This is a genomic window from Catellatospora chokoriensis (assembly GCF_011297315.1).
Taxonomy (GTDB): Bacteria; Actinomycetota; Actinomycetes; order Mycobacteriales; family Micromonosporaceae; genus Catellatospora; species Catellatospora citrea.
Map to the genome: position 1 here is coordinate 148,293 of NZ_JAAOTI010000018.1, position 24,131 is coordinate 172,423.

General features: G+C 72.0%; 24 protein-coding genes. 12 read left to right on the forward strand and 12 right to left on the reverse strand.

Annotated elements, in window-relative coordinates:
- Nucleotides 1-13 precede the first annotated feature (13 nt).
- The 4 genes from HAV39_RS25970 (at nt 14) to HAV39_RS25985 (ending at nt 5,047) form a co-directional block, all read left to right on the forward strand.
- Nucleotides 14-190 (forward strand): DUF6104 family protein, encoded by a 177-nt coding sequence (locus HAV39_RS25970; RefSeq protein ID WP_170213164.1) that lies wholly within the window; start codon nt 14-16, stop codon nt 188-190.
- A 116-nt stretch (nt 191-306) separates the two neighbouring features.
- A complete protein-coding gene (locus HAV39_RS25975) occupies nt 307-1,776 on the forward strand; it encodes a hypothetical protein (RefSeq protein ID WP_191841775.1) in 1,470 nt (489 codons plus the stop codon).
- A gap of 107 nt (nt 1,777-1,883) precedes the next feature.
- Nucleotides 1,884-3,956, forward strand: a complete 2,073-nt coding sequence (gene pta / locus HAV39_RS25980) for a phosphate acetyltransferase (protein WP_191841776.1) — start codon at nt 1,884-1,886, stop codon at nt 3,954-3,956.
- Nucleotides 3,953-5,047 (forward strand): acetate kinase, encoded by a 1,095-nt coding sequence (locus tag HAV39_RS25985; RefSeq protein ID WP_191841777.1) that lies wholly within the window; start codon nt 3,953-3,955, stop codon nt 5,045-5,047. The genes pta and HAV39_RS25985 overlap by 4 nt, the downstream gene beginning before the upstream one ends.
- Nucleotides 5,048-5,118: 71 nt before the next feature.
- On the opposite strand, the gene HAV39_RS25990 is transcribed toward HAV39_RS25985, so the two are convergent.
- A complete protein-coding gene (locus HAV39_RS25990) occupies nt 5,119-5,559 on the reverse strand; it encodes a LysM peptidoglycan-binding domain-containing protein (protein ID WP_191841778.1) in 441 nt (146 codons plus the stop codon).
- A gap of 142 nt (nt 5,560-5,701) precedes the next feature.
- Between HAV39_RS25990 and HAV39_RS25995 the strand changes: the two genes are divergently transcribed.
- Together HAV39_RS25995 and HAV39_RS26000 are read left to right on the forward strand one after the other, a co-directional pair.
- Nucleotides 5,702-6,247: a GNAT family N-acetyltransferase gene (locus HAV39_RS25995; RefSeq protein WP_191841779.1), complete on the forward strand. Its 546-nt coding sequence runs from the start codon at nt 5,702-5,704 to the stop codon at nt 6,245-6,247.
- Between the two features lie 89 nt (nt 6,248-6,336).
- On the forward strand, nt 6,337-6,579 hold the full coding sequence (locus HAV39_RS26000; protein WP_191841815.1) for a hypothetical protein: 243 nt from the start codon (nt 6,337-6,339) through the stop codon (nt 6,577-6,579).
- 6 nt (nt 6,580-6,585) lie between these two features.
- Here the strand turns inward: HAV39_RS26000 and HAV39_RS26005 are convergent, their stop codons facing one another.
- The 3 genes from HAV39_RS26005 to HAV39_RS26015 all read right to left on the reverse strand — a co-directional run bounded on the left by HAV39_RS26005 (nt 6,586) and on the right by HAV39_RS26015 (nt 9,450).
- Entirely contained in the window at nt 6,586-7,557 is a 972-nt protein-coding gene (locus tag HAV39_RS26005; RefSeq protein ID WP_191841780.1) for a zinc-binding dehydrogenase, read from the reverse strand.
- Nucleotides 7,558-7,723: 166 nt separating this feature from the next.
- On the reverse strand, nt 7,724-8,848 hold the full coding sequence (locus tag HAV39_RS26010; protein WP_191841806.1) for an NAD(P)-dependent malic enzyme: 1,125 nt from the start codon (nt 8,846-8,848) through the stop codon (nt 7,724-7,726).
- A gap of 233 nt (nt 8,849-9,081) precedes the next feature.
- Entirely contained in the window at nt 9,082-9,450 is a 369-nt protein-coding gene (locus tag HAV39_RS26015) for a S24/S26 family peptidase (RefSeq protein ID WP_191841781.1), read from the reverse strand.
- 73 nt (nt 9,451-9,523) lie between these two features.
- Between HAV39_RS26015 and sodN the strand changes: the two genes are divergently transcribed.
- On the forward strand, nt 9,524-9,898 hold the full coding sequence (gene sodN, locus HAV39_RS26020; protein WP_191841807.1) for a superoxide dismutase, Ni: 375 nt from the start codon (nt 9,524-9,526) through the stop codon (nt 9,896-9,898).
- Nucleotides 9,899-10,018: 120 nt separating this feature from the next.
- Complete coding sequence (locus HAV39_RS26025; protein ID WP_373311595.1) at nt 10,019-10,429, forward strand: ATP-binding protein; 411 nt, start codon at nt 10,019-10,021, stop codon at nt 10,427-10,429.
- 175 nt (nt 10,430-10,604) lie between these two features.
- On the opposite strand, the gene HAV39_RS26030 is transcribed toward HAV39_RS26025, so the two are convergent.
- Entirely contained in the window at nt 10,605-11,012 is a 408-nt protein-coding gene (locus HAV39_RS26030; RefSeq protein WP_191841782.1) for a hypothetical protein, read from the reverse strand.
- Between the two features lie 91 nt (nt 11,013-11,103).
- On the opposite strand from HAV39_RS26030, the gene HAV39_RS26035 reads away from it, so the two are divergent.
- Complete coding sequence (locus HAV39_RS26035) at nt 11,104-12,045, forward strand: diacylglycerol/lipid kinase family protein (protein WP_191841783.1); 942 nt, start codon at nt 11,104-11,106, stop codon at nt 12,043-12,045.
- Between the two features lie 409 nt (nt 12,046-12,454).
- The gene (locus HAV39_RS26040) at nt 12,455-12,709 is read left to right on the forward strand and encodes a WhiB family transcriptional regulator (protein WP_120318209.1); all 255 of its coding nucleotides are present in this window, start codon (nt 12,455-12,457) and stop codon (nt 12,707-12,709) included.
- Between the two features lie 155 nt (nt 12,710-12,864).
- On the opposite strand, the gene HAV39_RS26045 is transcribed toward HAV39_RS26040, so the two are convergent.
- The 5 genes from HAV39_RS26045 to HAV39_RS26065 all read right to left on the reverse strand — a co-directional run bounded on the left by HAV39_RS26045 (nt 12,865) and on the right by HAV39_RS26065 (nt 19,166).
- On the reverse strand, nt 12,865-13,608 hold the full coding sequence (locus HAV39_RS26045) for a sirohydrochlorin chelatase (RefSeq protein WP_191841784.1): 744 nt from the start codon (nt 13,606-13,608) through the stop codon (nt 12,865-12,867).
- Nucleotides 13,598-14,308, reverse strand: coding sequence for a phosphoadenylyl-sulfate reductase (locus tag HAV39_RS26050; protein ID WP_239120209.1), 711 nt, complete (start codon nt 14,306-14,308; stop codon nt 13,598-13,600). Before HAV39_RS26050 ends, HAV39_RS26045 begins: the two co-directional genes overlap by 11 nt.
- A gap of 190 nt (nt 14,309-14,498) precedes the next feature.
- Nucleotides 14,499-16,202, reverse strand: coding sequence for a nitrite/sulfite reductase (locus HAV39_RS26055; RefSeq protein ID WP_191841786.1), 1,704 nt, complete (start codon nt 16,200-16,202; stop codon nt 14,499-14,501).
- Between the two features lie 341 nt (nt 16,203-16,543).
- Nucleotides 16,544-18,070, reverse strand: coding sequence for a sensor histidine kinase (locus HAV39_RS26060; protein ID WP_191841787.1), 1,527 nt, complete (start codon nt 18,068-18,070; stop codon nt 16,544-16,546).
- A 61-nt stretch (nt 18,071-18,131) separates the two neighbouring features.
- Entirely contained in the window at nt 18,132-19,166 is a 1,035-nt protein-coding gene (locus HAV39_RS26065) for an SIS domain-containing protein (protein ID WP_191841809.1), read from the reverse strand.
- A 244-nt stretch (nt 19,167-19,410) separates the two neighbouring features.
- On the opposite strand from HAV39_RS26065, the gene HAV39_RS26070 reads away from it, so the two are divergent.
- Entirely contained in the window at nt 19,411-21,243 is a 1,833-nt protein-coding gene (locus tag HAV39_RS26070) for a tetratricopeptide repeat protein (protein WP_191841788.1), read from the forward strand.
- 68 nt (nt 21,244-21,311) lie between these two features.
- Here HAV39_RS26070 and HAV39_RS26075 read toward each other — a convergent pair whose 3' ends face one another.
- Entirely contained in the window at nt 21,312-22,832 is a 1,521-nt protein-coding gene (locus tag HAV39_RS26075) for an MDR family MFS transporter (protein WP_191841810.1), read from the reverse strand.
- A gap of 218 nt (nt 22,833-23,050) precedes the next feature.
- On the opposite strand from HAV39_RS26075, the gene HAV39_RS26080 reads away from it, so the two are divergent.
- Nucleotides 23,051-23,629, forward strand: coding sequence for a TetR/AcrR family transcriptional regulator (locus tag HAV39_RS26080; protein WP_120318201.1), 579 nt, complete (start codon nt 23,051-23,053; stop codon nt 23,627-23,629).
- Here HAV39_RS26080 and HAV39_RS26085 read toward each other — a convergent pair.
- Complete coding sequence (locus tag HAV39_RS26085; RefSeq protein ID WP_191841789.1) at nt 23,626-24,126, reverse strand: GNAT family N-acetyltransferase; 501 nt, start codon at nt 24,124-24,126, stop codon at nt 23,626-23,628. The genes HAV39_RS26080 and HAV39_RS26085 overlap by 4 nt on opposite strands.
- Between the last annotated feature and the right edge of the window lie 5 nt (nt 24,127-24,131).

The following is a 24,131-nucleotide window of genomic DNA, read 5'->3' on the forward strand; positions in this document are numbered from 1 at the left end:
TCCGGAGGATTCCATGTACTTCACCGACCGCGGCATCGAGGAGCTGGTCGAGCGTCGGGGCGACGAGCAGGTCACCCTGGAGTGGCTGGCCGAGCGGCTGCGCGACTTCATCGACCTGAACCCCGAGTTCGAGACCCCCGTCGAGCGCTTCGCCACCTGGCTGGCCCGCCTCGACGAGGACGACGAGTAGGCCTGACAGGGCCACGCCGGCACCGGTCACGGCAAAGCCCTGACACGTATTGAGCCCGAGATCTCTGGGATACCCTCGCATCTGCCCACCCCCTCGACGCCTGTGCAAGGGACACCATGCTGGTCACCGCCCTCTCCTCCCTCCGCGCCCGCTTCCGGCATGACCGACCGTTGTGGCTGCTGCTGCCCGGGCTGGTGCTGTTCATCACCGGTCGGGTGATCCAGGTGATGGACTACAGCCCGCTGAAGTGCTGCTTCGACAGCTCGACGTACGCCTACCGCGGGGATCCGCTGCTCGACCGGGGCGAACTCGTCTCGTTCGTCGGGCACTCGCCGCGGCTGTGGGGCGCGCCGGCGCTGTATGCGCTGTTCGACAGCGATCCCCCGCGCGTCCTGGCGCAGTGGACGATCGCGACCGTGGCGTGGATCGCGCTCGCCTGGGTGCTCTTCACCACCCTGCGGACGGCCCCGGCGCGGTTGATCGCGGCGTACGCGGTGCTGTTGCTCGGGGTGCAGGTCAGGGTGGCGAACTGGGACGTCGTGATCATCACCGAGTCGCTGTCGGTCAGCCTCGGCGTCCTGACGCTCGCGATGTTCATCCGCTGGGCCGACCGGCGAACGCGCACGTCGCTGGTCGTGATGACCGTCGCCGCCGGGTGGTGGACGTTCACCCGGCCGGAGATCCGGGTGTTCGTGGTGGTGCTCGGCGTGTGCCTCGCCTGGATGATGTGGCGCGACCGCAGCCGGGTCCGGGCGGCCCTGCCGGCCGTCCTGGTCCTGATACTGGCGGTCGGCTGGTGCAGCGCGATCATGCCAACGGTCTCGAGGACGTTCGCGGGCTGGAGTGTGACCTCGCTCTCCCTCGACGAGGAGACGCTGATGTTCCGGCTGCACCGGCGGATCTTCCCCGAGCCCGCGTACAAGCAGGTGTACGAGTCGAGCCTGGGCATGCCGTCGTGCCCGGCGATGGACGCCATCGCCGACGCCAACCGCCCCATGAGCCTGTTCGCCAAGGCCTATCGATCGTGTCCCGAGTTCAAGGCCTGGGGCGAGGCGAACGCGGCCAGCAGCAGCTACCGCTTCGCTCTCAGCGCGCCGAGGCTCTACCTGGCGGCGACCGCGGACAGGCTGCCCGACAGCGTCAACAGCACCACGTACGGGCAGATCCCGCGCGTCGTCCCGTACCAGGTCGAGCGGGCCTTCTTCCCTGACAACGGGCGGGTGCTACCCCTGATGGCCACCGGTTTCGTGCTGCTGTTCGGCATCGCGCTGGCGTTCGGCGGGCGCAGGCACCGGCTGCTGCTCGCCTCGGCCGTCGTGCTGGCGACCTCGGCTGCCAGCCTGGTCGCCGGCCTCATGTACGCGGGCAGCGAGTTCGGTCGGCTCGGGCTGCAGGAGGCGCTCGGCATCCGCACCGCGGCGATCATCCTGCTCGCCGTGGCCGTGGAGGTGACGGTGCTGCGCTGGAGCCGCCGAGCCACCCCGGACACTGCGCAGGCGCCGAACACGGCGCAGGCGCAGGACACGGCGCAGGCGCAGGACACGGCGCAGGCGCAGGACACGGCGGGGCCCGCTCCGGCGGCCTAGGGCGGTCACGCCGCCCACTGCGCCGCGGCGACATCGTGGCCGCCCGGTACCGGCGGTGCCGGTACCGGGCGGCCGACCACGTCGTAGGGTGGTGGCGGAGGTTTGCTGTGGCTCGTGGCGTATATGTGACCGGCGTCGAGGCGGGCGGCGGCAAGTCCGCGGTGGCGCTGGGCCTCGCGGAACTGCTCAGCCGACGGGTGCGCAGGCTGGGGGTGTTCCGCCCGCTCACCCGCGAGGACGACGACGCCGACCCGGTCGTGGCCCTGCTGGGCAGCCGATACGGCACCATCGGCGCGACGGGGCCGAGCTACCAGCACGCCTCCGCCCTGCTGGGGGCGCACCGGGTCGACGACCTGGTCGGCGAGATCCTGGAGCACTACCACCAGCTGGAGCGCAGCTGCGACGCGGTGATCATCGTGGGCACCGACTTCGGCCGCACCCTCGGCGAGGGGCGGGACGAACCGGCGCTGCCCGAGGAACTGCAGCTCAACCTGCGTATCGCGGGCGAGCTCGGCGCTTCGGTGCTGCCGGTGGTGAACGGGCACGGCCGGGACGCCGGGGACATCGCCGACGCGGTGCGCGCGGCCTACTACGCCTGCGACGAGCTGCCGGTGCTGGCCGTCATCGCCAACCGGGTGGCCGCGGCCGCGACCGGACGCCTCCCGCTGCTGCCGGTGCCGGTGTACGCCGTCCCCCAGTTGCCCGCCATCGCCGCCCCCACGGTGGCCGAGGTGGCCGCGGCGCTGCACGCGACGCCGGTGCACGGCGCGACCCCGAGCGCGCTGGCCCGCGACGTGGTCAGCGCCGTCGTCGGGGCGGCCTCGGTGCCCACGTTCCTGGAGCACCTGCGGGACAACTGCCTGGTGGTGACGCCGGGCGACCGGGCCGACCTGATCGTGGCCACGTTCGCCGCGCACCTGGGCGGCCAGGCGGCGGTGTCCGGCCTGCTGCTGACGCTGGGCGTGGAGCCCGACCCGCGGGTGGTGGCGCTGGTGAGCCGGTTCCGGGTGGAGTTGCCGATCTTCACGGTGCCCTCCGACAGCTACGACACCGTCGCCGCGCTGACCGGCCTGGAGGGCCGCCTGCGCGGCGACAACCAGCGCAAGGTGGACGCCGCGCTCGGCCTGTTCGAGTCGCACGTGGACACCATCGAGCTGGCCGGGCGGCTGGACCTGAGCCAGCCCGACCGGGTCACCCCGCTGATGTTCGAGTACGAGCTGATCGAGCGCGCCCGCGCCGACCGCCGCCACGTGGTGCTGCCGGAGGGCGTCGAGGAGCGGATCCTGCGCGCCGCCGAGGCGCTCAACCGCCGCGGCGTGTGCGACCTGACCCTGCTCGGCCCGGTCGACCAGCTCGAGCAGCGAGTCCGCGAGCTCGGCCTGGACCTGGGCGACACCCGGCTGGTCAACCCCGCGGACTCGCGCTGGCGGTCGGAGTTCGCCGCCGAGTACGCCCGGATGCGCGCCCACAAGGGCATGACCCGCGACATCGCGTACGACCTGATGACGAACGTGAACTACTTCGGCACGATGATGGTGCACACCGGGCGCGCCGACGCGATGGTGTCCGGCGCGGTGCACCCGACCGCGGACACCATCCGGCCCGCGTTCGAGATCATCAAGACGCAACCGGGTGTGGGCGTCGCCTCCAGCGTGTTCTTCATGTGCCTGGCCGACCATGTGCTGGTGTACGGCGACTGCGCGATCAACCCGGACCCGACGCCCGAGCAGCTCGCCGACATCGCGCTGTCCTCGGCGGAGACGGCGGCCCGGTTCGGGGTGGAGCCGCGGGTGGCCATGCTGTCCTACTCGACCGGCGGCTCGGGGCAGGGCGCCGAGGTGGACAAGGTGGCGCTGGCCACCAAGCTGGTCCGCGAGCGCCGCCCGGACCTGCCGGTGGAGGGCCCGATCCAGTACGACGCCGCGGTCGACCCGAGCGTCGCCGCGACCAAGCTGCCCGGCAGCGAGGTGGCCGGCCGGGCCACCGTGCTGATCTTCCCGGACCTGAACACCGGCAACAACACGTACAAGGCCGTGCAGCGCTCGGCGGGCGCGGTCGCGGTGGGCCCGGTCATGCAGGGCCTGCGCAAGCCGGTCAACGACCTGTCCCGGGGCGCGACGGTGCGCGACATCATCTCCACGGTGGCCATCACCGCCATCCAGTCGCAGGTGGTCTCATGAAGATCCTGGTCCTGAACTGCGGCTCGGCCTCGGTGAAATGGGGCCTCTACGTCGACGGCAAGTCCGTCGACGGGGGGCTGATCGAGCGGGTCACCGACTGCGCCCAGGCGGTGCGCGAGGTGATCTTCTCAGCGGACGTGTCCGACCTGGACGGCATCGGCCACCGGGTGGTGCACGGCGGCCTGCGCTTCACCACGCCGACGCTCATCGACGACGCCGTGCTGGAGGCGGTCACCCGCCTGGTCCCGCTGGCGCCGCTGCACAACCCGGTGAACCTGGAGGGCATCAAGATCGCTCGGGAGATGCTGCCCGGGGTGCCCCAGGTCGCCGTCTTCGACACGGCGTTCCACCGGACCATCCCGCCGGCGCAGGCGATGTACGCCATCGACGTCGAGGTGGCCCAGGAGAACGGCATCGCCCGCTACGGCTTCCACGGCACGTCCCACGAGTACGTCTCGCGCCGCACCGCCGAGCTGCTCGGCCGGGACCCGGCCGACGTCAACGTGATCACGCTGCACCTGGGCAACGGGGCCAGCGCCTGCGCGGTGCGCGGCGGGCGCAGCGTCGCCACCAGCATGGGCCTGAGCCCGCTGGAGGGCCTGGTGATGGGCAGCCGCAGCGGCAACATCGACCCTGCCGTGGTGTTCCACCTGCACCGCGTCGCCGGGATGTCCTTCGAGGCCATCGACGACCTGCTGAACCAGCGCAGCGGGCTGAAGGGCCTGTGCGGCGACAACGACATGCGCGAGGTGCTGCGGCGGCGCGCCGACGGCGACGCCGCGGCCGAGCTGGCCTTCGACGTGTACTGCGAGCGCGTCAAGATGTACGTCGGCGGCTACTACGCACTGCTGGGCCGGGTCGACGCGATCACCTTCACCGCGGGCGTGGGCGAGAACGCCGCCCCGGTGCGGGAGGCGTCGCTGTCGGGGCTCGGCGCGCTGGGCATCGTGGTGGACGCCGCGCGCAACGGGTCCGCCGCGCGGGACGAGCGCCTGATCTCGCCCGACGGCGCGGTCCCGGCGGTCTGCGTCGTGCCCACCGACGAGGAGCTCGAGATCGCGAACCAGACCGCGGAGCTGCTGGCCCGCTGAGCCGCGGGCCGCGTCACCGGACACGGCGCGGCGGCGGGCCGACCGGCCCGCCGCCGCGCGACGCGTGGTGCTCAGTCGGGGATCTTCAGGACCACGCCGACGTTGATCAGGTTCGGGTTGGCGATGTTGTTGGCCTTCGCGATCTTCATGTACTGCCGGCCGTCGCCGTAGTACTGCGCCGCGATGTCCCACAGCGTGTCGCCGGACTTCACCTTGTAGGTGCGCTCGGCGGGCGCCTTCGGCGTCGGGGCCGCGGGCTTGGGCGCCGCCGCTGCCGGAGCCGCGGGCTTGGGCGCGGCCGCCGGTTCGGTGATCGACGGCGCGGCCGGCGGGGGCGCGGCCGGAGCAGGGGCGGCCTGCGCTTGAGCCTGGGCCTGCGCCTGGGCTTCCTGCGCCTTCTTCGCCTCCTCCTCCTCCTTCTTCTTCTTGCCCCACTTGAACGGGTTCATGAAGCCCGCGGCCTCATGCTCCAGGTCCTCCAGGCGCCCCTCTTTGTCCTGCGGCTCGCTCATCAGTCCCCCCGTGTCTGTGATTGATCACGATGCCCGACGCCAGACTAGCGCCGTTTGAAACCGTTTCGGCCTGGTTCGCCGGAACCGCGGATGGGGCACAATGGCCAGCGTCGTGATCATTCGGAAGTGAGAGAGGGCCAGCATGTTCGCACTCCCCCTCGGCGACGGCGCAGAGCTGCGGCCGCTGGAGCCGTGGCAGGCCGAGGAGTTCCTGGCGCACATGGACCGCGCGCGGGCCGACGTCGACCCGTGGATCCCGTGGGCGAGCCGCTCCACCGATCTGGACTCCGCCCGCGCCACCCTGCAGCGCTACGCCGACCTGCAGGCCGCGGGCACCGGCCGCATCCTCGGCATCTGGCTGGACGGGACGCTGGTCGGCGGCACGATGCTGTTCGACGTCGACGCCAAGGCGGGCAACGGCGAGATCGGGGTATGGCTGGAACCGGCCGCCCAGGGCCGCGGGCTGATCACCCGGGCCTGCCGGGCGCTGCTCGACTGGGCGTTCCGCGAGCGCGGCCTGAGCCGGGTGCAGTGGGTGACCCGGCCGGACAACGCACGGAGCCTGGCCGTCGCGGCCCGGCTGGGCATGACCCGGGAGGGCGTGCTGCGCGAGTCCTACCCGTACCGCGGCAAGCGGTATGACAGCGAGTTCTGGTCGGTGCTGGCGCACGAGTGGCCACCCGCCTGAGCAGCAAGGCTTGCACATCCTGATCGGACAGAGCATCATCGACAATGTCGATGAATGATGCCGTCGACGAGCGAGTCCGAGGAGGATGCGTGCACGAGCCGACCACGCGGGCAGGCGCTGCCGGGCAGCGCGGCGAGCGAACCGAGCACGGTGCGGGCGGAGGCGGCCGGACGGCGTACCCCCGGGTCTCGCCCTGCCTGCACTGCGCCCGCCCGGTCCTGCGCGACAACGACGCTCGCTGGATCCACGCGGATCTCAGCTACGTCTGCCGCGACCCGTGGGGCGGGCTGACGGCGACCACCGCGGAGCCGGCGCCGACCCCGCGGGTGTGAGCCTGCTCAGGCCTGGTGGTCGAGCACGATCTTGCCGAACCCCGCGCCCGCGGCCAGCCGTTCGAAGGCCCCGCGCGCGTCGGCGAAGTCGAAGACGGTGTCCACCACCGGCGCGATCTTCCGCGCCGCCATCAGCTCCAGCAGCGCCGCCAGCTCGTCGCGGGTGCCCATGGTCGAGCCGACGACCTCCTGCTGCAGGAAGAAGATCCGGCGCAGGTCGACCGTGGCGAGGTGCCCGGAGGTCGAACCGGACACCACGATGCGCCCGCCCGGCTTCGTGCTCTTCACGGAGTGGTCGAAGGTGGCCTCGCCGACGGTCTCCACGACCACGTCGACGCGTTCGGGCAGCCGCTCGCCCGGAGCCAGCACGGTCGCGCCCAGCCCGGCGGCGCTCTCCCGCTTGGCGGCGTCCCGGCTGGTCGCGTAGACCCGCGCGCCGAGCGCCCGGGCCAGCACCACGGCCGCGGTGGCCACGCCGCCGCCCGCGCCCTGCACCAGCACGCTGTCGCCGTCGCGCAACCGCCCGCGGGTGGTGAGCATGCGGTACGCCGTCAGCCAGGCCGTCGGCAGGCACGCCGCGTCCGTCCAGGTCATGCCCTCGGGCTTGGGCACCAGGTTGCGCCGCGGCACGGTCACCACGTCGGCCAGGGTGCCCTGGTGGCGCTCGGAGAGCAGCGAGCGCTTCGGATCCAGCGTCTCGTCGCCGCCCCCGGCCGCCGGGTCGCCGACCACCGCGTGCACGACGACCTCGTTGCCGTCCTCGTCGACCCCGGCGGCGTCGCAGCCCAGGATCATCGGCAGCTGCTCGGCGGACAGGCCCACGCCGCGCAGCGACCACAGGTCGTGGTGGTTGAGCGCGCTGGCCATCACCCGCACGGTGGTCCAGCCCTCGGCGGCCTGCGGCTCGGGCCGCTCGCCCACCACGAGTCCCGCCAGGGGATTGTCCGGATTGATCGAGTCGGCATAGACGGCACGCATGGTCCGACGCTAACAGCCGACCCGCCCCCGCGCCGGACCGCCCTGAAGGTCCGTTCAGGAGCGGTTCGAGCGGGCCGCAGGCAGCGCGGGCAGGCGGGGCGGGAGTCGGGCCCCGGCCTGGCCGCGATGGCGGCCTGAGCGGGGCCCGACGGCCCCGCAGGGCCGGTCAGGCGCGTACCACGCCCTCGCGGCGCGCGGCGTCGGCCACGGCGGCGGCCACCGCGGGGGCCACCCGCGGGTCGAGCGCGCTGGGCACGATGGCGTCGGCGGAGAGTTCCGCGGCGACCACGTCGGCGATGGCGGTCGCGGCGGCCAGCTTCATACCCTCGGTGATCCGGGTCGCGCGGGCCTCGAGCGCGCCACGGAAGATGCCCGGGAAGGCCAGCACGTTGTTGATCTGGTTCGGGAAGTCGCTGCGCCCGGTGGCCACCACCGCCGCGTAGCGGCCGGCCACGTCCGGGTGCACCTCGGGCGTCGGGTTGGCCAGCGCGAAGATCATCGCCCCGGGCGCCATGCCGGCCACCGCTCGCTCCGGAATCTGCCCGCCCGAGACGCCGATCAGCACGTCCGCGCCGTCCAGCGCCGCCTCGATGCCGCCGCTGACGCCGCCCGCGTTGGTGCGCTCGGCCAGCTCGGCCTTCGCCGAACCGGGCACCAGGTCGGCCCGTCCCGCGTGGATCGCGCCACGCGAGTCGCACACGATCACCGCGGACGCCTCGACCCCGCCCGCGATCAGCATCTTCGTGACCGCGACGCCGGCCGCACCGGCCCCCGAGACCACCACGCGCAGGTCGCACAGCTTGCGGTCGAGCAGCGTCGCCGCGTTGCGCAGGGCCGCGAACACGACCACGGCCGTGCCGTGCTGGTCGTCGTGGAACACCGGGATGTCCAGCGCCTCGACCAGCCGCCGCTCGATCTCGAAGCAGCGCGGCGCGGCGATGTCCTCCAGGTTGATCCCGCCGAAGCTGGGCGCGAGCGCCTTGACGATCGACACGATCTCGTCGGTGTCCTGGGTGTCCAGGCACACCGGCACCGCGTCCACCCCGCCGAACTGCTTGAACAGGACGGCCTTGCCCTCCATCACCGGCATCGCCGCGCGCGGCCCGATGTTGCCCAGGCCGAGCACGGCCGAGCCGTCGGTCACCACCGCGACGGTGTGCCCGACCCAGGTGTAGTCGTCCATCAGGGCCGGGTTCTCCGCGATCGCCTCGCACACCAGCGCGACGCCGGGTGTGTAGGCGAGGGAGAGGTCTTCTCGGGTACTGAGGGGCACCGTACTGACGACGGCCATCTTGCCGCCCCGGTGCCGCTCGAAAGCTGGATGATCCACTTTGGACTCCCACGATGACAACGCACACGAGCCGGTCGGTTCAACGACGGGTCAGCGTTGACACGGCGCGGCGAGGTCACGGGGTTCTCCCGAGGTCAGGAGTCTAGACCCGGGCCCGCACTTGATCAACGATCGGGGCTGCCGGTCGTGGACCATTTCACACCTGGTGGGGACCGTGTCGGGTTCATCTTCGGTCATTCATCACCCGCGTCGGCGGGGCGGCTCAGCCGACCCGGGTGCGGCCAGTACCGGCACACCACCCGGCCGAGCACGTCGGCCACGCCGTACGCCCGGGAGTCGTCGACCACCAGGCCGTTGTCCCCGATCAGCCACCAACCGCCGTCCTGCGCCCGCCGGACCCGCTTGACCACCAGCAGGTCGGGTCGGGACCGGAAGCGCGCGACGACCACGTCGCCCGGCCGCACCGGCCGGCCGCCGCGGCGCACCAGCAGCATGTCGCCGTGGCGCAGGGTCGGCGCCATGGACGGGCCGCGCACGAGTACGGGAAACAGCGGCCAGCGCAACAGAGCCTCCCCGGCGGAGTAGGGTCGCAAGGGGATCATTGTCCCGTTCAGACCACGTACCTCATGGAGGATCCCGATGCAGTTCTTGAAAGGACGCAGCCTGAAGCCGCGCATGGTGGTCAGTGCTCACTGCGACCTGCCGTGTGGCGTCTACGACCCGGCCCAGGCCCGGATCGAGGCCGAGTCGATCAAGGCCATCTGCGAGAAGTACCAGGCCAACACGGACCCGGAGTTCCGCACCCGGGCTCTGATCATCAAGGAGCAGCGGTCCGAGCTGGTCAAGCACCACCTGTGGGTGCTGTGGACCGACTACTTCAAGGCGCCGCACTTCGAGAAGTACCCGAACCTGAACCAGCTGTTCAACGAGGCCACCAAGCTGTCCGGCGCGGCCGGCACCAAGGGTCAGGCCGACCCCGCGGTGGCCGAGCAGCTGCTGGGCAAGATCGAGGAGATCTCCAAGATCTTCTGGGAGACCAAGCAGGCCTGAGCCTGGACGTCAGCGCCGACGTATGCCGGGTGGCCCGGACGGCCACCCGGCATCACCGGGACGACGAGCGCGCACAACCGCCCGGCTATGAGCTAGGCTCCGCGCGGGGGGTTGGGCCAGGTGAGTCAGATTCTGCAACCGGCGGCGACGGCGCTTACCGACAACGTCGTCGCTGTCACCGTGCCTGCCGACGGCGGCTGGCTGGGTGTGCTGCGCACGGCGACCGCGGGGCTGGCCGCCCGGCTGCGCTTCGCCGGCGACAAGATCGAGGACCTGCGCATCGCCGTGGACGAGGCCTGCGCGATGCTGCTGGTCATCGCCCCGCCCGGCGGGCAGCTGCACTGCCGCTTCGAGATCGGCGACACCGAGCTGACGGTGGCGATCTCCGCGCCGGTCAACGGCACGCGAAAACTCCCGGACAACTCCGCGTTCGCCTGGAAGGTCCTCAGCGGCCTGACCTCGCGCGTCGACGCCGAGCAGGCCGACGGCCGCGCCACCATCCGCCTGGTCACCGAACTCCCCACCGCCTGACCCACCCCCGCCCGCGCCGAACCCGCGCGCCGCGTCGCGGTCCGCGCCCGCGTTCCCGCCGCATCCGCTCCATGATCGTCGGATTTGCCGGGCGCATGTGCGTATCTTGAACACGCATTCGCCCGACTGCCAGGCAAGTCGGGTGATCTTGCGAGGTTCGAGGTTCGAGCGTCGGTCAGCGGGGGTTCCAGCCGAGCCAGCGGGTGGTGGCGGGGGCCAGGATCAGGGCCATCACGGCCAGCGCGCCGAGCAGGACGGTCCAGCCGAGCTGCGGCATGCCGCCGTTGATCATGAAGTAGGCGGGGGCGCAGAGCATCAGCTCCAGCGCGAGCGACGGCCCGCGGGCGCCGGGCCGGCGACGGCTCAGCGCGCGGGCGAGGCCACCCAGGCCACCCGCGATGGCCAGGGCGAACACCGTCACCCCGAGCGCCAGCCGGACGTCGGCGGCGTCGGCGGTCAGGTCGGCGTAGATCAGCACCACGCCCAGCACGGCGACCGCCAGCGCCTGCAGCCCCATCAGCGCCACCGCGCCGTAAAGGGTGGCGGGCGGGCGGGCGGCGGTGCTCGTTTCGGCGGCGGACATGAATGACACCCTAGCGAACCGCCGGTGGCCACCGTCTCGCCGCGTACGGGCGACGTAACACGAGGTCACCGCACCCGGTACATTCCCGGTCATGCGAGGTCTGCTCGTCGTCAACCCCAAGGCGACCACGACGTCCGCCCGGACCCGGGACGTGCTGGCCGGTGCCCTGCGCAGCGAGATGGAGCTGACCATCGGCTTCACCCGCCGCCGCGGCCACGGCTTCGACCTCGCCCGCGACGCGGCCGCGGGGGGCGTCGACGTGGTCGTCGCGCTGGGCGGCGACGGGACCGTCAACGAGGTCGTCAACGGCCTGATGGCGGCGCAGCGGGGTCCGCAGACGCCGGCGCTGGCCGTGGTGCCCGGCGGCTCGACCAACGTCTTCGTGCGTGCCCTGGGCCTGCCCCGGTACGCCGTCGACGCGACCTCGGTGATCCTCAAGGCGCTCCGCCGCGGCACCAGCCGCCGGGTCAGCCTGGGGCTGGCCGACGACCGCTACTTCACCTTCTGCGCCGGCCTCGGGCTCGACGCCGCGGTGGTGCGCCGGGTGGAGCAGGCACGCCGCAAGGGCCGCCGGTCCACCCCCGGGCTCTACCTGCGCTCCACCCTCGGGCAGTACTTCGTCGAGGGCCGGCGCGCGCCTGGCATCACCCTGGAGGAGGGCGGCACGGAGCCCGCCGAGGGCCTGGCGAACGTGATCGTGCAGAACACCGCGCCCTGGACCTATCTCGGGGACCGGCCGATCCACGCCAGCCCCCGCGCATCGTTCGACAGCGGGCTCGATGTGCTTGCGCTGCAAGCCCTCCACCTGCCGAGCACCCTCCATACGGTCACGCAGATGTTGGCCCACCAGCCGGACGACCCCGACGAACGGGGCGATGTCACCGGAAAGAAGATCATGGTGCGCCACGATCTGGCGGAGTTCGTCGTCCGTTGCGCCACCCCGCAGGCGTTCCAACTCGACGGCGACTACCTAGGTGAACGCGAAAAGGTGAAATTCACCGCTGTGCCCGGGGCACTGCGCGTAATCTGCTAAGAGTCGCTGTCGAAAGGCAGTGCGACGCAGATCTGTGTCAATGGGCACACGTGACACACGCTGGAAATACTGGCGGCCTATTACGCCCCGTACTACATTGATCACTGACTGTCGGTTGGCAGGGGTCAGGGTAACGCCCGGTGATCCGGACAAAACGGTCGTGAGCTTGCTCACCCGTCTGTCCTAATTTCCGGCACCCCCCTTGACATCGCGGGAGTTCGTGAAAGCATTCACAAGCGTACCGAGCGCTGAACCTGTTGCTCCTACACGCGCTGCTGATTTCGGTAGCGGTCCGTAACCAAGTGGATCGCATCCAAATCGCTTCACGCGCGTTCGCATACAGAGAAGCCCGAACGTACCAAACCAAGCGTTAGCAATTTCCACTGCCATCACAAGGAGTGTTTCCGCCATGGACTGGCGCCACCATTCGGTCTGCCGCGACGAAGACCCGGAGCTGTTCTTCCCGATCGGGACGTCCGGCCCCGCACTGCTTCAGGTCGAGCAGGCCAAGAAGGTGTGCGGGCGGTGCCCCGTCTCCACCGAGTGCCTCAAGTGGGCGCTGGAGACCGGGCAGGACGCGGGTGTCTGGGGTGGGATGAGCGAAGAGGAGCGGCGCGCCGTCAAGCGCCGCGGCGGCCTTCGGGTCCGCGCACACTCGCTCTGAGCACCCGCGAAACCGCAACGCCTCACCGAAAAACGTAGAAAGCCCCGAGCGCCGCTGCTCCGGGGCTTTTACGTTGTCCGGAACCCGACGCGGACAGCGCTCTGAACGGTCTGTGAGCCGAGGTGTACGCGCCGTGAAGAGCTGCGGAAACCCGCTCAGACGGCCAGCAGGGCGCGCTGCGTCGCGACGGCGTCCACGCGTTGCAGCACGAGCCGAACGAGCTCCCTCGACGCTCCCAGCGGGGCGGCCGCCCCGATCGCGCCCGCGGCACGGGCGTCGGCGAGCACGGCTTCGTAGAGCCGGCCGGGCGCGAGGAAGTACGACGCCACCGCCACCCGGCGCGCCCCGCGGGCCCGGAGCGCCGCGACGGCCTCGCCGCCGGTGGGTGCGGCCGCGCTGGCGTACGCCGTCCCGCACGGCACGCCCAGCCGCAGCGTGAGCGCCCCGGCGACCTCGTCGACCATGGCCCGGCCCGACGCCACGCTGGTGCCGGCCGCGGCGAGCACCACCGCGTCGTAGCCGGTCACCGACTCGTGCAGCCGGCGGATCAGACCCGCCAGCAGCGGCTCGGACACCTCGCCCAGGGTGTCGGAGATGACGCAGTCGAACCCGGCGACCTGGGCCGGCAGGTCCACCCGACCGTGGTAGGCCCGGGTCAGCAGCAGCGGCACCACCACGGGCGCGGGCTCGCCCGCCGCCCGCAGCCTGCCCAGCACGTCGGCCGGGCGCGGGTCGGCCAGCTCCAGGAACGCCACCCGGACGTCCAGCCCGGGGCGGGCGGCGGCGACCGCGCGGGCCAGGGCCCGGGTCGCCGCCTGTGCCCGCGGGTCGCGAGAGCCGTGCGCCACCAGCACCACGGGCGCCGCCGTGCTGCCGGGGGCCGACGGATCAGGCCGCATGCAGACCGCACTCGGTCTTGTCGAACATGGCCCAGCGGCCGGCGCGGGCGTCCTCGCCGGGCTGGATGCGCCGGGTGCACGGCCAGCAGCCGACCGATCCGTAGCCCTGGTTCAGCAGCTGGTTGACCGGGATGTCGTAGCGGGCGATGTACTGGTCGACCTCGGCCTGGGTCCAGGCCGCCAGCGGGTTGACCTTCACCTTGCCGCGGGCCTGCTCGAAGTGGACCACGGGGGTGTTGGCGCGGGTCGGCGACTCGTCGCGGCGCAGGCCGGCGGCCCACGCGTCGTACCCGGCCAGCGCGTCCTCCAGCGGCTTCACCTTGCGCAGGTAGCAGCACGAGTCCGGGTCGCGGGAGTAGAGCCGCGGGCCGAAGCGCTCGTCCTGCTCGGCGACGCTGATCTCGGGCTGCACCGTCACCACGGTCACCGGGATGGTGCGGGCGACCTGGTCGCGCACCCGCAGCGTCTCCGGGAAGTGCAGGCCGGTGTCGAGGAAGACGACCTCCACCCCGGGCACCACCCGCGCGGCCACGTGGGCCAGCACCGCGTCGGCCATGGAGCTGGTGACACAGAAGCGGGGGCCGAACGTCTCGGCGGCCCAGCCGATGATCTCCTCGGCCGGTGCGCCCTCCAGCTCGGCTCCGGCCCGGCTCGCCAGCTCCATCAGCTCGGCGGTGGAACGTCGCACGTCGACGGTCATTGCGTCACCCTCCCCAGCAGTCCGATCATCTTCAGCGCGAAAACCCTGCGGCATGCTCGGCACTCCCACTGCCCGTGTGTGCTGGCGGGCTCTCCGTCCTCGGTCTCGGGACCCGCGTGCGGCCGGAGGAAGGCCTCCTCACCGCAGAACGGGCAGTAGTACGGCACCGCACGTTGACTTCCGTCAGAACTCACCGGAGTTCCTCCTCGTCCACGCGGAGCACCCATTCCGCGAAGGGCTCGGTCGCGTCCTTGCGGCCGTCCAGGTAGCGGCGGGCGAGGCGCTCGGCGTACTCCGGCAGCTCCGCGGCGGTGGTCTTGAGGCCGCGCAGCTTGCGGCCGAAGTTCGGGTTCTGGCCCTGCGCCATGCTCAGGCCGCCGCCCAGGTGCACCTGGAAGCCCTCGACCATCTCGCCGTCCGGGCCGGGGACCAGCTGGCCCTTGAGCCCGATGTCGGCGACCTGGGTCCGCGCGCACGCGTTCGGGCAGCCGTTGACGTTGATCGAGATCGAGCCGTCGATCCGGCCGATGGTGCGCTCCAGGTGCTCGATGGTGCGCGCCGCGGTCGCCTTGGTCTCGACGATGGCGAGCTTGCAGTACTCGATGCCGGTGCAGGCCATCGTGTCGCGCCGCCAGGACGACGGCCGGGCCTGCAGCCCGATCCCGTCCAGCGCGGTGATCAGCGACTCCACCCGGTCCTCGGCCACGTCGAGCACCAGCAGCTTCTGGTACGGCGTGAGCCGCACCCGGCCCGAGCCGTGTGCCTGCGCGATGTCGGCGACCTGCGCCAGCACCGTGCCGCTGACCCGGCCCGCGACGGCCGCCGCGCCGACGTAGAACTTCCCGTCGCGCTGGCGGTGCACGCCGATGTGGTCGATGGGGTGCTCGGGCAGCTCCGGCGCGGGACCGTCGACCAGCTTGCGGCCGAGGAACTCGTCCTCCAGGATCTGCCGGAACTTCGCCACGCCCCAGTCGGCGACGAGGAACTTGATGCGCGCCCGGTTGCGCAGGCGGCGGTAGCCGTAGTCGCGGAACAGGCGCGCGACGGCGGCGTACACCTCGGCGACCTCGGCCAGCGGCACCCACGCGCCCAGGCGCTGGGCCAGCATCGGGTTGGTGGACAGGCCGCCGCCGACCCACAGGTCGAAGCCGGGCCCGTGCTCCGGGTGCTCGACCCCGAGGAACGCGATGTCGTTGGCCTCGTACGGCACGTCGGCCAGCCAGGACACCACCGACTTGAACTTGCGGGGCAGATTGGACAGCGCCGGGTCGCCGATGTACTTCTCGACGATCTCGTCGATGGCCGGGGTCGCGTCGAGGACCTCGTGCTCGCTGATCCCGGCGACCGGGCTGCCGAGCACCACGCGCGGGGTGTCGCCGCAGGCCTCCGTGGTGGACAGGCCGACCGCCTCGATCTCGCGCCAGATCGCCGGCACGTCCTCGACCCGCACCCAGTGCAGCTGGATGTTCTGCCGGTCGGTGATGTCCGCGGTGTCCCGGCCGTACTTGGCCGACACGTTCGCGATCGCGCGCAGCTGGGCCAGGTCGAGCTGGCCGCCGTCGATGCGGATGCGAAGCATGAAGTACTCGTCGTCGAGCTCGTGCGGCTCCAGCACCGCGGTGCGGCCGCCGTCGATCCCGGGCTTGCGCTGGGTGTAGAGGCCCCACCAGCGCATCCGGCCGCGCAGGTCGGCGGGGTCGATCGAGGCGAAGCCGCGGTGGGCGTAGATGTTCTCGATCCGGGCGCGCACGTTCAGGCCGTTGTCGTCCTTCTTCGTGCGCTCGTTCGGGTTGAGGGGCTCGCGGTGCCCGAGCGCCCACTGACCCTCACCGCGCGGTTTGCGCGTGGCCCGGCCCGGGGTGGTGGCTGGCGTGCTTGCCGCCGATGCTGCCATCGCAGCGTCCTCCTGTAGTCCAGTGAGCGAGGACGCGCCTATGCGCCAGCACCGTGGTCAGCGGTGGGGATTCATGAGAATGAATGCTCCCGGCGCGTATGCGCGCCCGGGTTTCGAAAAAACGGACGGGCGCAGTCAGCCAGCCGGACAGATGGCGCTGCGCACGCGGCCGAAATCGATGTGGCGGCGGGCGGTGAGCCCGGGCCCCATCAGGCGGCGGTTCGCAGCGGCGGTCATGCAGTCACTTTCTCACGGCGGACAGTCCCGTGCCAATCACCGTTCGCGCTACGTCCCACATTCTGACCGGAGGGTGACGCAGATCGCTCTTTGTTAAAACGGGACTACCTGTCGCGCTTCGCCAGCGGCACGAACAGCAGGGCCTCCGTGCCGCCCTCGGCCCGGTTGCGCAGTTCGATGGTGCCGCGCAGCTCACCGGTGGTCAGCGTGCGGATGATCTGGAGACCGAGCCGCTTGTTCGTGGTGGGGTCGAAGTCCTCGGGCAGGCCCCGGCCGTTGTCGGCGACGGTCACGTGCAGCTCCCGCTTGGCGCGGTTGACGTGCACGACCACCTCGGCGCCGTCGGCGACCTTGCCCTCCAGCGAGTCGAAGCCGTGCTCGACGGCGTTGAGCAGCAGCTCGTTGAGCACCATGACCAGCGGCGTGGCGATCTCGGCGGGCAGCACGCCGAAGGTGCCCTCGCGGCGGGTGCGCACCGGCGACTCCGGCGAGGCGACCTCGGCGGCCGCGTTGGCGACCCGGTCCACGATGCCGTCGAACTCGACCGCCTCGTCGGCGGACATCGCGAGGGTCTCGTGCACCAGCGCGATGGAGGCGACCCGGCGCACCGACTCCTCCAGCGCGGCCCGCGCCTCGGGGTGGTTGACCCGGCGGGCCTGCAGGCGCAGCAGGGCCGCGACGGTCTGCAGGTTGTTCTTCACCCGGTGGTGGATCTCCCGGATGGTGGCGTCCTTGGTGATCAGCGCGCGGTCCCGGCGCTTGACCTCGGTGATGTCGCGGACCAGCACCAGCGCGCCGATGGGCACCCCGGCCGGCATCAGCGGCAGTGCCCGGCTGAGCACGGTGGCGGTGCGCGCCTCGATCTCCTTGCGCGGCGGCGCGTCCCCGCGCAGCGCGCCCAGGATGCGGTTGCTGGCCTCGGAGCCCTCCAGCGGATCCTCCGCCAGCCGGTTGAACAGCGCGGCGAGGTCCTCGCCCACCAGGTGCGCGGAGAAGCCGAGCCGCCGGATGGCGGACTGCGCGTTGGGCGAGGCGTAGGTGACCTTGCCGCTGCCGTCCAGCCGGATCAGGCCGTCGCCGACCCGCGGCGCGGACGTGGTCTCGCCCGGGTGGCGCACCGACGGGAAGGTGCCGTCGGCGATCATCTGGGCCAGGTCGTCGGCCGTGGTGAGGTAGTTCAGCTCCAGCTGGCTGGGGGTGCGCGCGGTGGACAGGTTGGTGTCGCGGCCGACGACGGCTATCACCGCGCCGGCCTCGCCGTCCTCGCCGCGCAGGCGCACCGGGATGGCCTCGTGCCGGGCGGGGGTGTCGCCGTACCAGACGGGGTCGCCCTCGCGCCAGATGCGGCCCTGCTCGCGCGCCACGCCCAGGTGGGCCACCTCAGCACCGCTGGAGATGCGCCCCACCTGGTCGTCCTGGTATGCCGTCGGCGCGGTGGTCGGCCGCACCTGCGCGACGCAGAGGAAGGACAGGCCGGCGCTCGGGTCGCCCTCGACCGGCACCCACAGCAGCAGGTCGGCGAAGGAGAGATCGGAGATCATCTGCCAGTCGCCGGCGAGCCGGTGCAGGTGGTCGATGTCGGCCGGGCCGAGCGAGGTGTGCTCCTCGACGAGTTCACGCAGCGTTGACACGCAGTCAGCCTCTCACGACGTGCACTGCGACGTGGCGGTGACCTTCTTGTCACGGCGCGTGCTACAGCGTGGCGGTGACCTTCTTCAGGCCGCGGGGGGCGTCGGGGTCCTCGCCGCGGGCCAGCGCCAGCGACAGCGCGAGCTGCTGCAGCGGGAGGATCTCCAGGAGCGGGGCGTAGCGCTCGTCCACGGCGGGCACGTTCAGCAGCGCCTTCGCGCCGGGCACCGCCTCCGGGCCGACCGCGACGACGTCGGCGCGGCGCTCGTCGAGGCGCGCCAGCACCTCGCGCATGGCCTGCCCGCCGAGACCGGCGCCCACCATGGCCAGCACCGGCACGTCCGGGTCGGTCATCGCGAGCGGGCCGTGCAGCAGGTCCGCGCCGGAGAACGCCAGCGCGGGCAGGTACGAGGTCTCCATCAGCTTGAGCGCGGCCTCGCGGGCCGACGGGTAGGCGTAGCCCCGGCCGGTGGTGACCATGCGCGCCGCGAACCGGTAGCGCGCGGCCAGCTCGGACGCGGTGGTGTCGGCCAGCGTGCGGGTGGCCAGCTCGGGCAGCTTGGCCAGCGCCGCGTGCTCGTCGGCGGGCAGCACGCCGTCGCCGGCGCGTACGCCCTCGATCAGCATCAGCAGCGCCATCAGCTCCGCGGTGTAGGTCTTGGTGGCCGCGACCGCGCGCTCGTGCCCGGCGGCGACGTCCACGGACAGCTCCGCGGTCTGCGCCAGCACCGACTCGGGGTTGTTGGTGACGGCGAGGGTGAGCGCGCCGGACTCCCGGGCGACCCGCAGCACCTCGGCCAGGTCGGGCGAGCCGCCGCTCTGCGAGACGCCGATGACCAGGGCGTGCGACAGGTCGGGGCGGGCGCCGAAGACGGTGATGGCGCTCGGCGACGCCAGCCCGGCGGGCAGGCCGAGGCGGATCTCGGTGAGGTAGGCCGCGTAGAGGGCGGCGTGGTCGGAGGTGCCGCGCGCGGTGAACACGACGTGCTGCGGGCGGCGCTCCGCGATCACCTTCGCCACCTGCGCGATGGCGCCGGCGTGCGCGGGCTCCAGCAGCGTCGCGTACACCTCCGGCTGCTCGGCGATGTCGGCTGCCATTCCGGTGCCACGCTGGGCCATCTCTTTCTCCTACCACTTCGCCCTGGAGTGCTGCGCGAAATCGCGCGTTCGGTGCGCAGTCTTGCACGTTCATGCCCACTGCGGCAACACAGTGCGCACTAATGAGCAGGGGCACACAACTCGCCCGACCGGCTCTAGCCTGTCCGGGAACACGGCCCGTATCGGCGCCGCCCACGGTGGCGCCTGGGGGACCCCCACGTGTTCCGCGGACCGAGGAGATCACGTGGCCGACGGCGTCAACGACCCGCATCAGGAGGCGCTGGGCGAGCTCGCCCTGGCCGGCCTCGCGCTCGACGAGCACGACCTGGACCACGCGGTGAGCCACCTGTCCGTGGCGCTGGCCCACGAGCCCGGCCTGCCCGAGGCGCACGAACTGCTGGCGAAGCTGGCGGCGCGCTCCGACGACGGCGGGCTGACCCTGTTCCGCCCCGGCGAGCGCGCGCCGGTGGGCCGGGTCGTCGCGTTCGCGCACGTGCTGGCCCGGCACGGCGGGTATGCCGACGCGCTCAGCCTGCTGGCGCAGGCGACCGTGCACAACCCGGGACGGCCGTGGGCCGACGTCAGCTGGGTGCAGGCCCTGGACCCGCGGCTCGTCCCCGCCGACCGCCTGGTGCGGGTGCTGCTCGCGGTGCTGGGCGCGCTGCCCGATCCGGCCCCCGCGCCCATCGCCGCCGCCACCCGGCCGTACCTGGCCCTGGCCGAGCGGGCGCTGGCCGCGTATCCGCAGGACGCGCTGCTGCACGGGGCGGCCTCCGGGGTGGCGCGGCGGCTGCGCGAGGTGCCGCTGGCGCTGCGCTGGGCACAGCGCGGGGTCGAACTGGAGTCGACCAAGCTGACCGAGATGTGGTGGGGCAACGCGCTGCGCGCCGACGGCCAGCTGGCCGCCGCGGTGCGGGCGATGCGCGCGGCGCAGCGGCACGACCCCGACGACCTGTCGGTCACCTCGGATCTCGCGCTGTGGCTCACCGAGCTCGGCCACACCGCGGAGGCGCTCGACCTGATCGAGCAGGCACTGGTCAAGGACCCGTCGTACGACTGCGCCGTGCACACCGCGCACCGGCTGCGCTTCCAGTCCGACGGCGACCCGGACCACCTGGTCGCGCTGGCCGACTTCATGCGCGCCACCACCGACGCCAGCCACGAGCACCACGACCTGCAGCACTGCTGCGACGGGCTGCCCTGGCTGGGCTACGTGCCCGCGGCCGTCGAGGCGTGCGTCAAGGTGCTCCGCACGACCACCGACGAGCAGCGGGCACACCCCGGCGAGATGGGCCTGTCCAGGATGGAGTCGCCCAGCGCGCTCGCCCTGCTGCGGCGGGCCTGGCCGGGCGTGGCCGTCGCGGCGGGCGATCCCGGCCTGCCGGACCCGCGGGTGGCGCTGCGACCGGGGATACGGCTGTGGGACTTCGACGGCACCCGGCCCTCGCCCGCACTGGAGCCGCCGACCCCGCCCGCCGCCCGGGAGATCGCCGCCATGCTGCCGCTGGGCTGGGCGCCACCGCCGATGGCGTACGACATGGCGGTGCGGCTGTCCGGCGTGCCGGTCGACGAGCTGCTGGCGGCGCTGGTGCATCCGCCGACCCCGGCGGTCGAGACGGATCCGGACCGGGTGTCCGTGCCGGAGCGGCAGCTGCAGGTGTGGGCCTGCCTCGGCCTGCTGCACCACCGCACCGGCGAACCGTGGGCGACCTCGACCCGGCGGCGGCTGCTGGTGGAGATCGCCTTCGGCGCCGAGGACTGGACCACCGAGGCCGCCCTCTACGCGCTGGTCACCGCCGCCTGGGTGGACCCGTCCTGCCGGACCGACGTGGCCGAGCTGGTCGCGGCCAGGCTACGGGCGCTGCTCGACGCCGGGCGCACCCGCGCGATCACCATCGGGGCGTCGGTGGCCCAGCTCGCCTTCCTCACTCCGGGCATGCCCGCCGCGGTGCGCACGCTCGCCCGGGAACTTGCCCAGGGCCAGTGGCCGGCGTCCGCGACGTACGCGCCCGGCCCGGCGGCGCCCCTGCCCCGTCCCCGGCGCTCCTGGCTGGACCGCCTGCTCGGCCGCGGCTGAACGCGGGAGGCCCCGTCCCGGCTGCGGATACAGCCGGGACGGGGCCTCGCCACGAACGTGTGCGCCGATCAGTCGACGGCCACCAGCGGGCGGGGCACCTCGTTGCCCTCGGCGTCGGTCATCGCCTCGGAGCCGCGCAGCGGCACCTCCTTGATGAACCAGGCCGCGACCGGGACCAGGATCGCGAAGCCGAGCGCCCACCAGAACAGGCCCGAGGTGGCGTAGGCGATGCCGTGCAGCACCGCCTCCTTGATCGGCGGGGGCAGCAGCTCCAGCTTGTCCGGCTGCAGCCCGCCCACGTCGAGCTTCATGCCGCCGGCCGGCGCACCGGCGGGCATCGCGCCGGCCAGGTCGTCCTTGAGCCGGTTGACGAAGACGGCACCGAAGATCGAGACACCGAACGAACCGCCGATGGAGCGCACGAACGTCGCGGTCGAGCTGGAGACGCCCAGGTCCTTCTGGTCCACGCTGTTCTGCGCGATCAGCATGGTGGTCTGCATCAGGAAGCCCATGCCGACGCCGAGCACGACCATGTAGATCGAGGACTCCGTGATGGAGGTGTCGACGTCGAGGCGGGTCAGCAGCAGCATCGACACCGCCAGCGTGATGCCGCCCAGGATCGGGAACATCCGGTACTTGCCGGTCTTGGTGATGGTGCGGCCGGCCACGATCGAGGTGACCATCATGCCCAGCATCATCGGCAGCAGCAGCAGGCCGCTGTTGGTGGCCGACGCGCCCTGCACGGTCTGGATGTAGAGCGGCAGGAAGGAGATCGCGCCGAACATCGCGAAGCCGACCATGAAGCCGATGACCGAGACCAGGCTGAAGTTGCGGTTGCGGAAGATGCCCAGCGGCAGGATCGGCTCGGCGACCCGGGTCTGCGTCCACAGGAAGAGGCCGACCATGACCACGCCCAGGACGGCCATGCCGATGATCTCCTTCGAGCCCCAGGCGTACTTGTTGCCGCCCCAGGTCGTGATCAGCACGAGCGCGGTGACGCCGACGCTCAGCAGCGCCGCGCCCAGCCAGTCGATGCGGTGCTCGGTGCGGTACTTCGGCAGGTGCAGCGTGGTGGCCAGGACGAACAGCGCGATGCCGCCGATCGGCAGGTTCACGTAGAAGGCCCAGCGCCAGTCGAAGTGGTCGGTGATGACGCCGCCGATGAGCGGGCCGCCGATCATCGCGACACCCATGATCGCGGCCATCATGCCCTGGTACTTGCCGCGCTCGCGCGGGGAGACCAGGTCACCGATGATCGCCATCGCGCCCACCATCAGACCGCCGCCGCCCAGTCCCTGCAGGGCGCGGAAGGCGATGAGCTGGTTCATGCCCGACTCGGGCATGATCTCGCCGGCCGCGCCGGACAGCGCCGAGCCGAGGAGGAAGATGACGATCGAGACCAGGAAGATGGTCTTGCGGCCGTAGAGGTCGCCCAGCTTGCCCCAGATGGGGGTCGAGATCGTGGTGCCCAGCACATAGGCTGTGACCACCCACGAAAGCTTGTCGAGGCCGCCCAGCTCGCCGACGATGCGGGGCATGGCCGTGCCCACGATCATGTTGTCGAGCATCGCGAGCAGGATGGCCAGCATCAGACCGGGCAGCACTACCCGGAGATTCGGCTTGGGGATTTCAGGGGAGGACGTCCGGTCCTGGACTGTGGTCACGGGGGCTCCACTCGTTCACCGGTACGCTTACCTGCCGCCCGGCTAGAATATTTACTAGCCGTACGGTAAGTTCCCTACTTGCCGGCCGTCAAGTTAGTTCGCGCGTCCGGATGACGGTGTGGTCGACGTAACACGGAGCAGTGATGAACGAGCCCGCAGCCAGCAGTGCCGAGCCCCGGCCCGACACCCGTGCCCGCATCCAGACCGTCGCCCTCGACCTGTTCACCGAGCAGGGCTACGACGCCACCTCGCTGCGCGAGATCGCCGAGAGCCTGGGCGTCACCAAGGCCGCGCTCTACTACCACTTCAAGAGCAAAGAGGAGATCGTCGACAGCTTCAGCGCCGATCAGCTCGCCAAGCTCAACCGGATCGTGGAGTGGGCCCGCACGCAGCCGGACACCCGCTCGCCGGAGTTCCGGCGCGAGTTGCTGCAGCGCTACGCCGACGAGCTGTACACCGGCCGGTACAAGAAGGTGATGCAGTTCTTCCACCAGAACCAGCCGGCCTTCAAGAACGCGCCGGCCGGCGCGAAGATGCGCCAGGCGATGATGGACCTCATCGGCCTGCTGGTCGAGCCCGAGTCGACGCCGACCGCGAAACTGCGCGCGGGCATGGCCGTGCTCGCCATCAACACCAGCTGGTTCCTGCTCCGCGACGCCGACATCAGCGACGAGGACCTGCGTGAGGCGGCCATGGAGGTCGCCTTCGACCTGCTCCGTTAGGACAGCGGGTAGCGCAGGCCGAGCAGGGTGACGCCGGGCAGCGGCGACCAGTCCAGCTCGGGTGCGCGGGTGAAACCCATCCGGGCGTACAGGCGGCGCGCGTCGGCGGCGAAGTCGCGTACGCAGATGACGACGCTGCGGCAGCCCAGCTCGGCGGCCCGGCCCAGGCAGGCGCCGGCCAGCGCCTCCCCCACGCCCCGGCCCTGCGCCTGCGGCGACACGGCGAGCATGCGGAACTCCGCCTCGCCCTCGGTGGCCAGCTCGGCCAGCGGGCTGCCCGGCAGCACGAAGGTGACCGAGCCCAGCACCGCCCCGGTCGCCTCGTCGACGGCGGCCAGCACCTCGGCGACGGCCGCGCGGGCGGCCACGTCACGCAGGTGCGGCTCGTAGGGGTGGTCTTCGCGGGTCTGCCCGTCGCCACGGTAGGCGGCGACGGACAGCGCACCGATCGCGTCGTGGTCGGCCGGCGTGGCCGGACGGACGTGGATCTCGGTCATGCCCG

Bases quoted from the DNA above. Each gene is read 5' to 3' on its own strand.
- HAV39_RS25970 (WP_170213164.1), top strand. From the start codon at position 14: ATGTACTTCACCGACCGCGGCATCGAGGAGCTGGTCGAGCGTCGGGGC.
- HAV39_RS25975 (WP_191841775.1), top strand. From the start codon at position 307: ATGCTGGTCACCGCCCTCTCCTCCCTCCGCGCCCGCTTCCGGCATGAC.
- HAV39_RS25985 (WP_191841777.1), top strand. From the start codon at position 3,953: ATGAAGATCCTGGTCCTGAACTGCGGCTCGGCCTCGGTGAAATGGGGC.
- HAV39_RS25990 (WP_191841778.1), bottom strand. From the start codon at position 5,559: ATGAGCGAGCCGCAGGACAAAGAGGGGCGCCTGGAGGACCTGGAGCAT.
- HAV39_RS25995 (WP_191841779.1), top strand. From the start codon at position 5,702: ATGTTCGCACTCCCCCTCGGCGACGGCGCAGAGCTGCGGCCGCTGGAG.
- HAV39_RS26005 (WP_191841780.1), bottom strand. From the start codon at position 7,557: ATGCGTGCCGTCTATGCCGACTCGATCAATCCGGACAATCCCCTGGCG.
- HAV39_RS26010 (WP_191841806.1), bottom strand. From the start codon at position 8,848: ATGGCCGTCGTCAGTACGGTGCCCCTCAGTACCCGAGAAGACCTCTCC.
- HAV39_RS26015 (WP_191841781.1), bottom strand. From the start codon at position 9,450: ATGATCCCCTTGCGACCCTACTCCGCCGGGGAGGCTCTGTTGCGCTGG.
- sodN (WP_191841807.1), top strand. From the start codon at position 9,524: ATGGTGGTCAGTGCTCACTGCGACCTGCCGTGTGGCGTCTACGACCCG.
- HAV39_RS26030 (WP_191841782.1), bottom strand. From the start codon at position 11,012: ATGTCCGCCGCCGAAACGAGCACCGCCGCCCGCCCGCCCGCCACCCTT.
- HAV39_RS26035 (WP_191841783.1), top strand. From the start codon at position 11,104: ATGCGAGGTCTGCTCGTCGTCAACCCCAAGGCGACCACGACGTCCGCC.
- HAV39_RS26040 (WP_120318209.1), top strand. From the start codon at position 12,455: ATGGACTGGCGCCACCATTCGGTCTGCCGCGACGAAGACCCGGAGCTG.
- HAV39_RS26045 (WP_191841784.1), bottom strand. From the start codon at position 13,608: ATGCGGCCTGATCCGTCGGCCCCCGGCAGCACGGCGGCGCCCGTGGTG.
- HAV39_RS26050 (WP_239120209.1), bottom strand. From the start codon at position 14,308: ATGACCGTCGACGTGCGACGTTCCACCGCCGAGCTGATGGAGCTGGCG.
- HAV39_RS26055 (WP_191841786.1), bottom strand. From the start codon at position 16,202: ATGGCAGCATCGGCGGCAAGCACGCCAGCCACCACCCCGGGCCGGGCC.
- HAV39_RS26065 (WP_191841809.1), bottom strand. From the start codon at position 19,166: ATGGCAGCCGACATCGCCGAGCAGCCGGAGGTGTACGCGACGCTGCTG.
- HAV39_RS26075 (WP_191841810.1), bottom strand. From the start codon at position 22,832: ATGCTGGCCATCCTGCTCGCGATGCTCGACAACATGATCGTGGGCACG.
- HAV39_RS26080 (WP_120318201.1), top strand. From the start codon at position 23,051: ATGAACGAGCCCGCAGCCAGCAGTGCCGAGCCCCGGCCCGACACCCGT.
- HAV39_RS26085 (WP_191841789.1), bottom strand. From the start codon at position 24,126: ATGACCGAGATCCACGTCCGTCCGGCCACGCCGGCCGACCACGACGCG.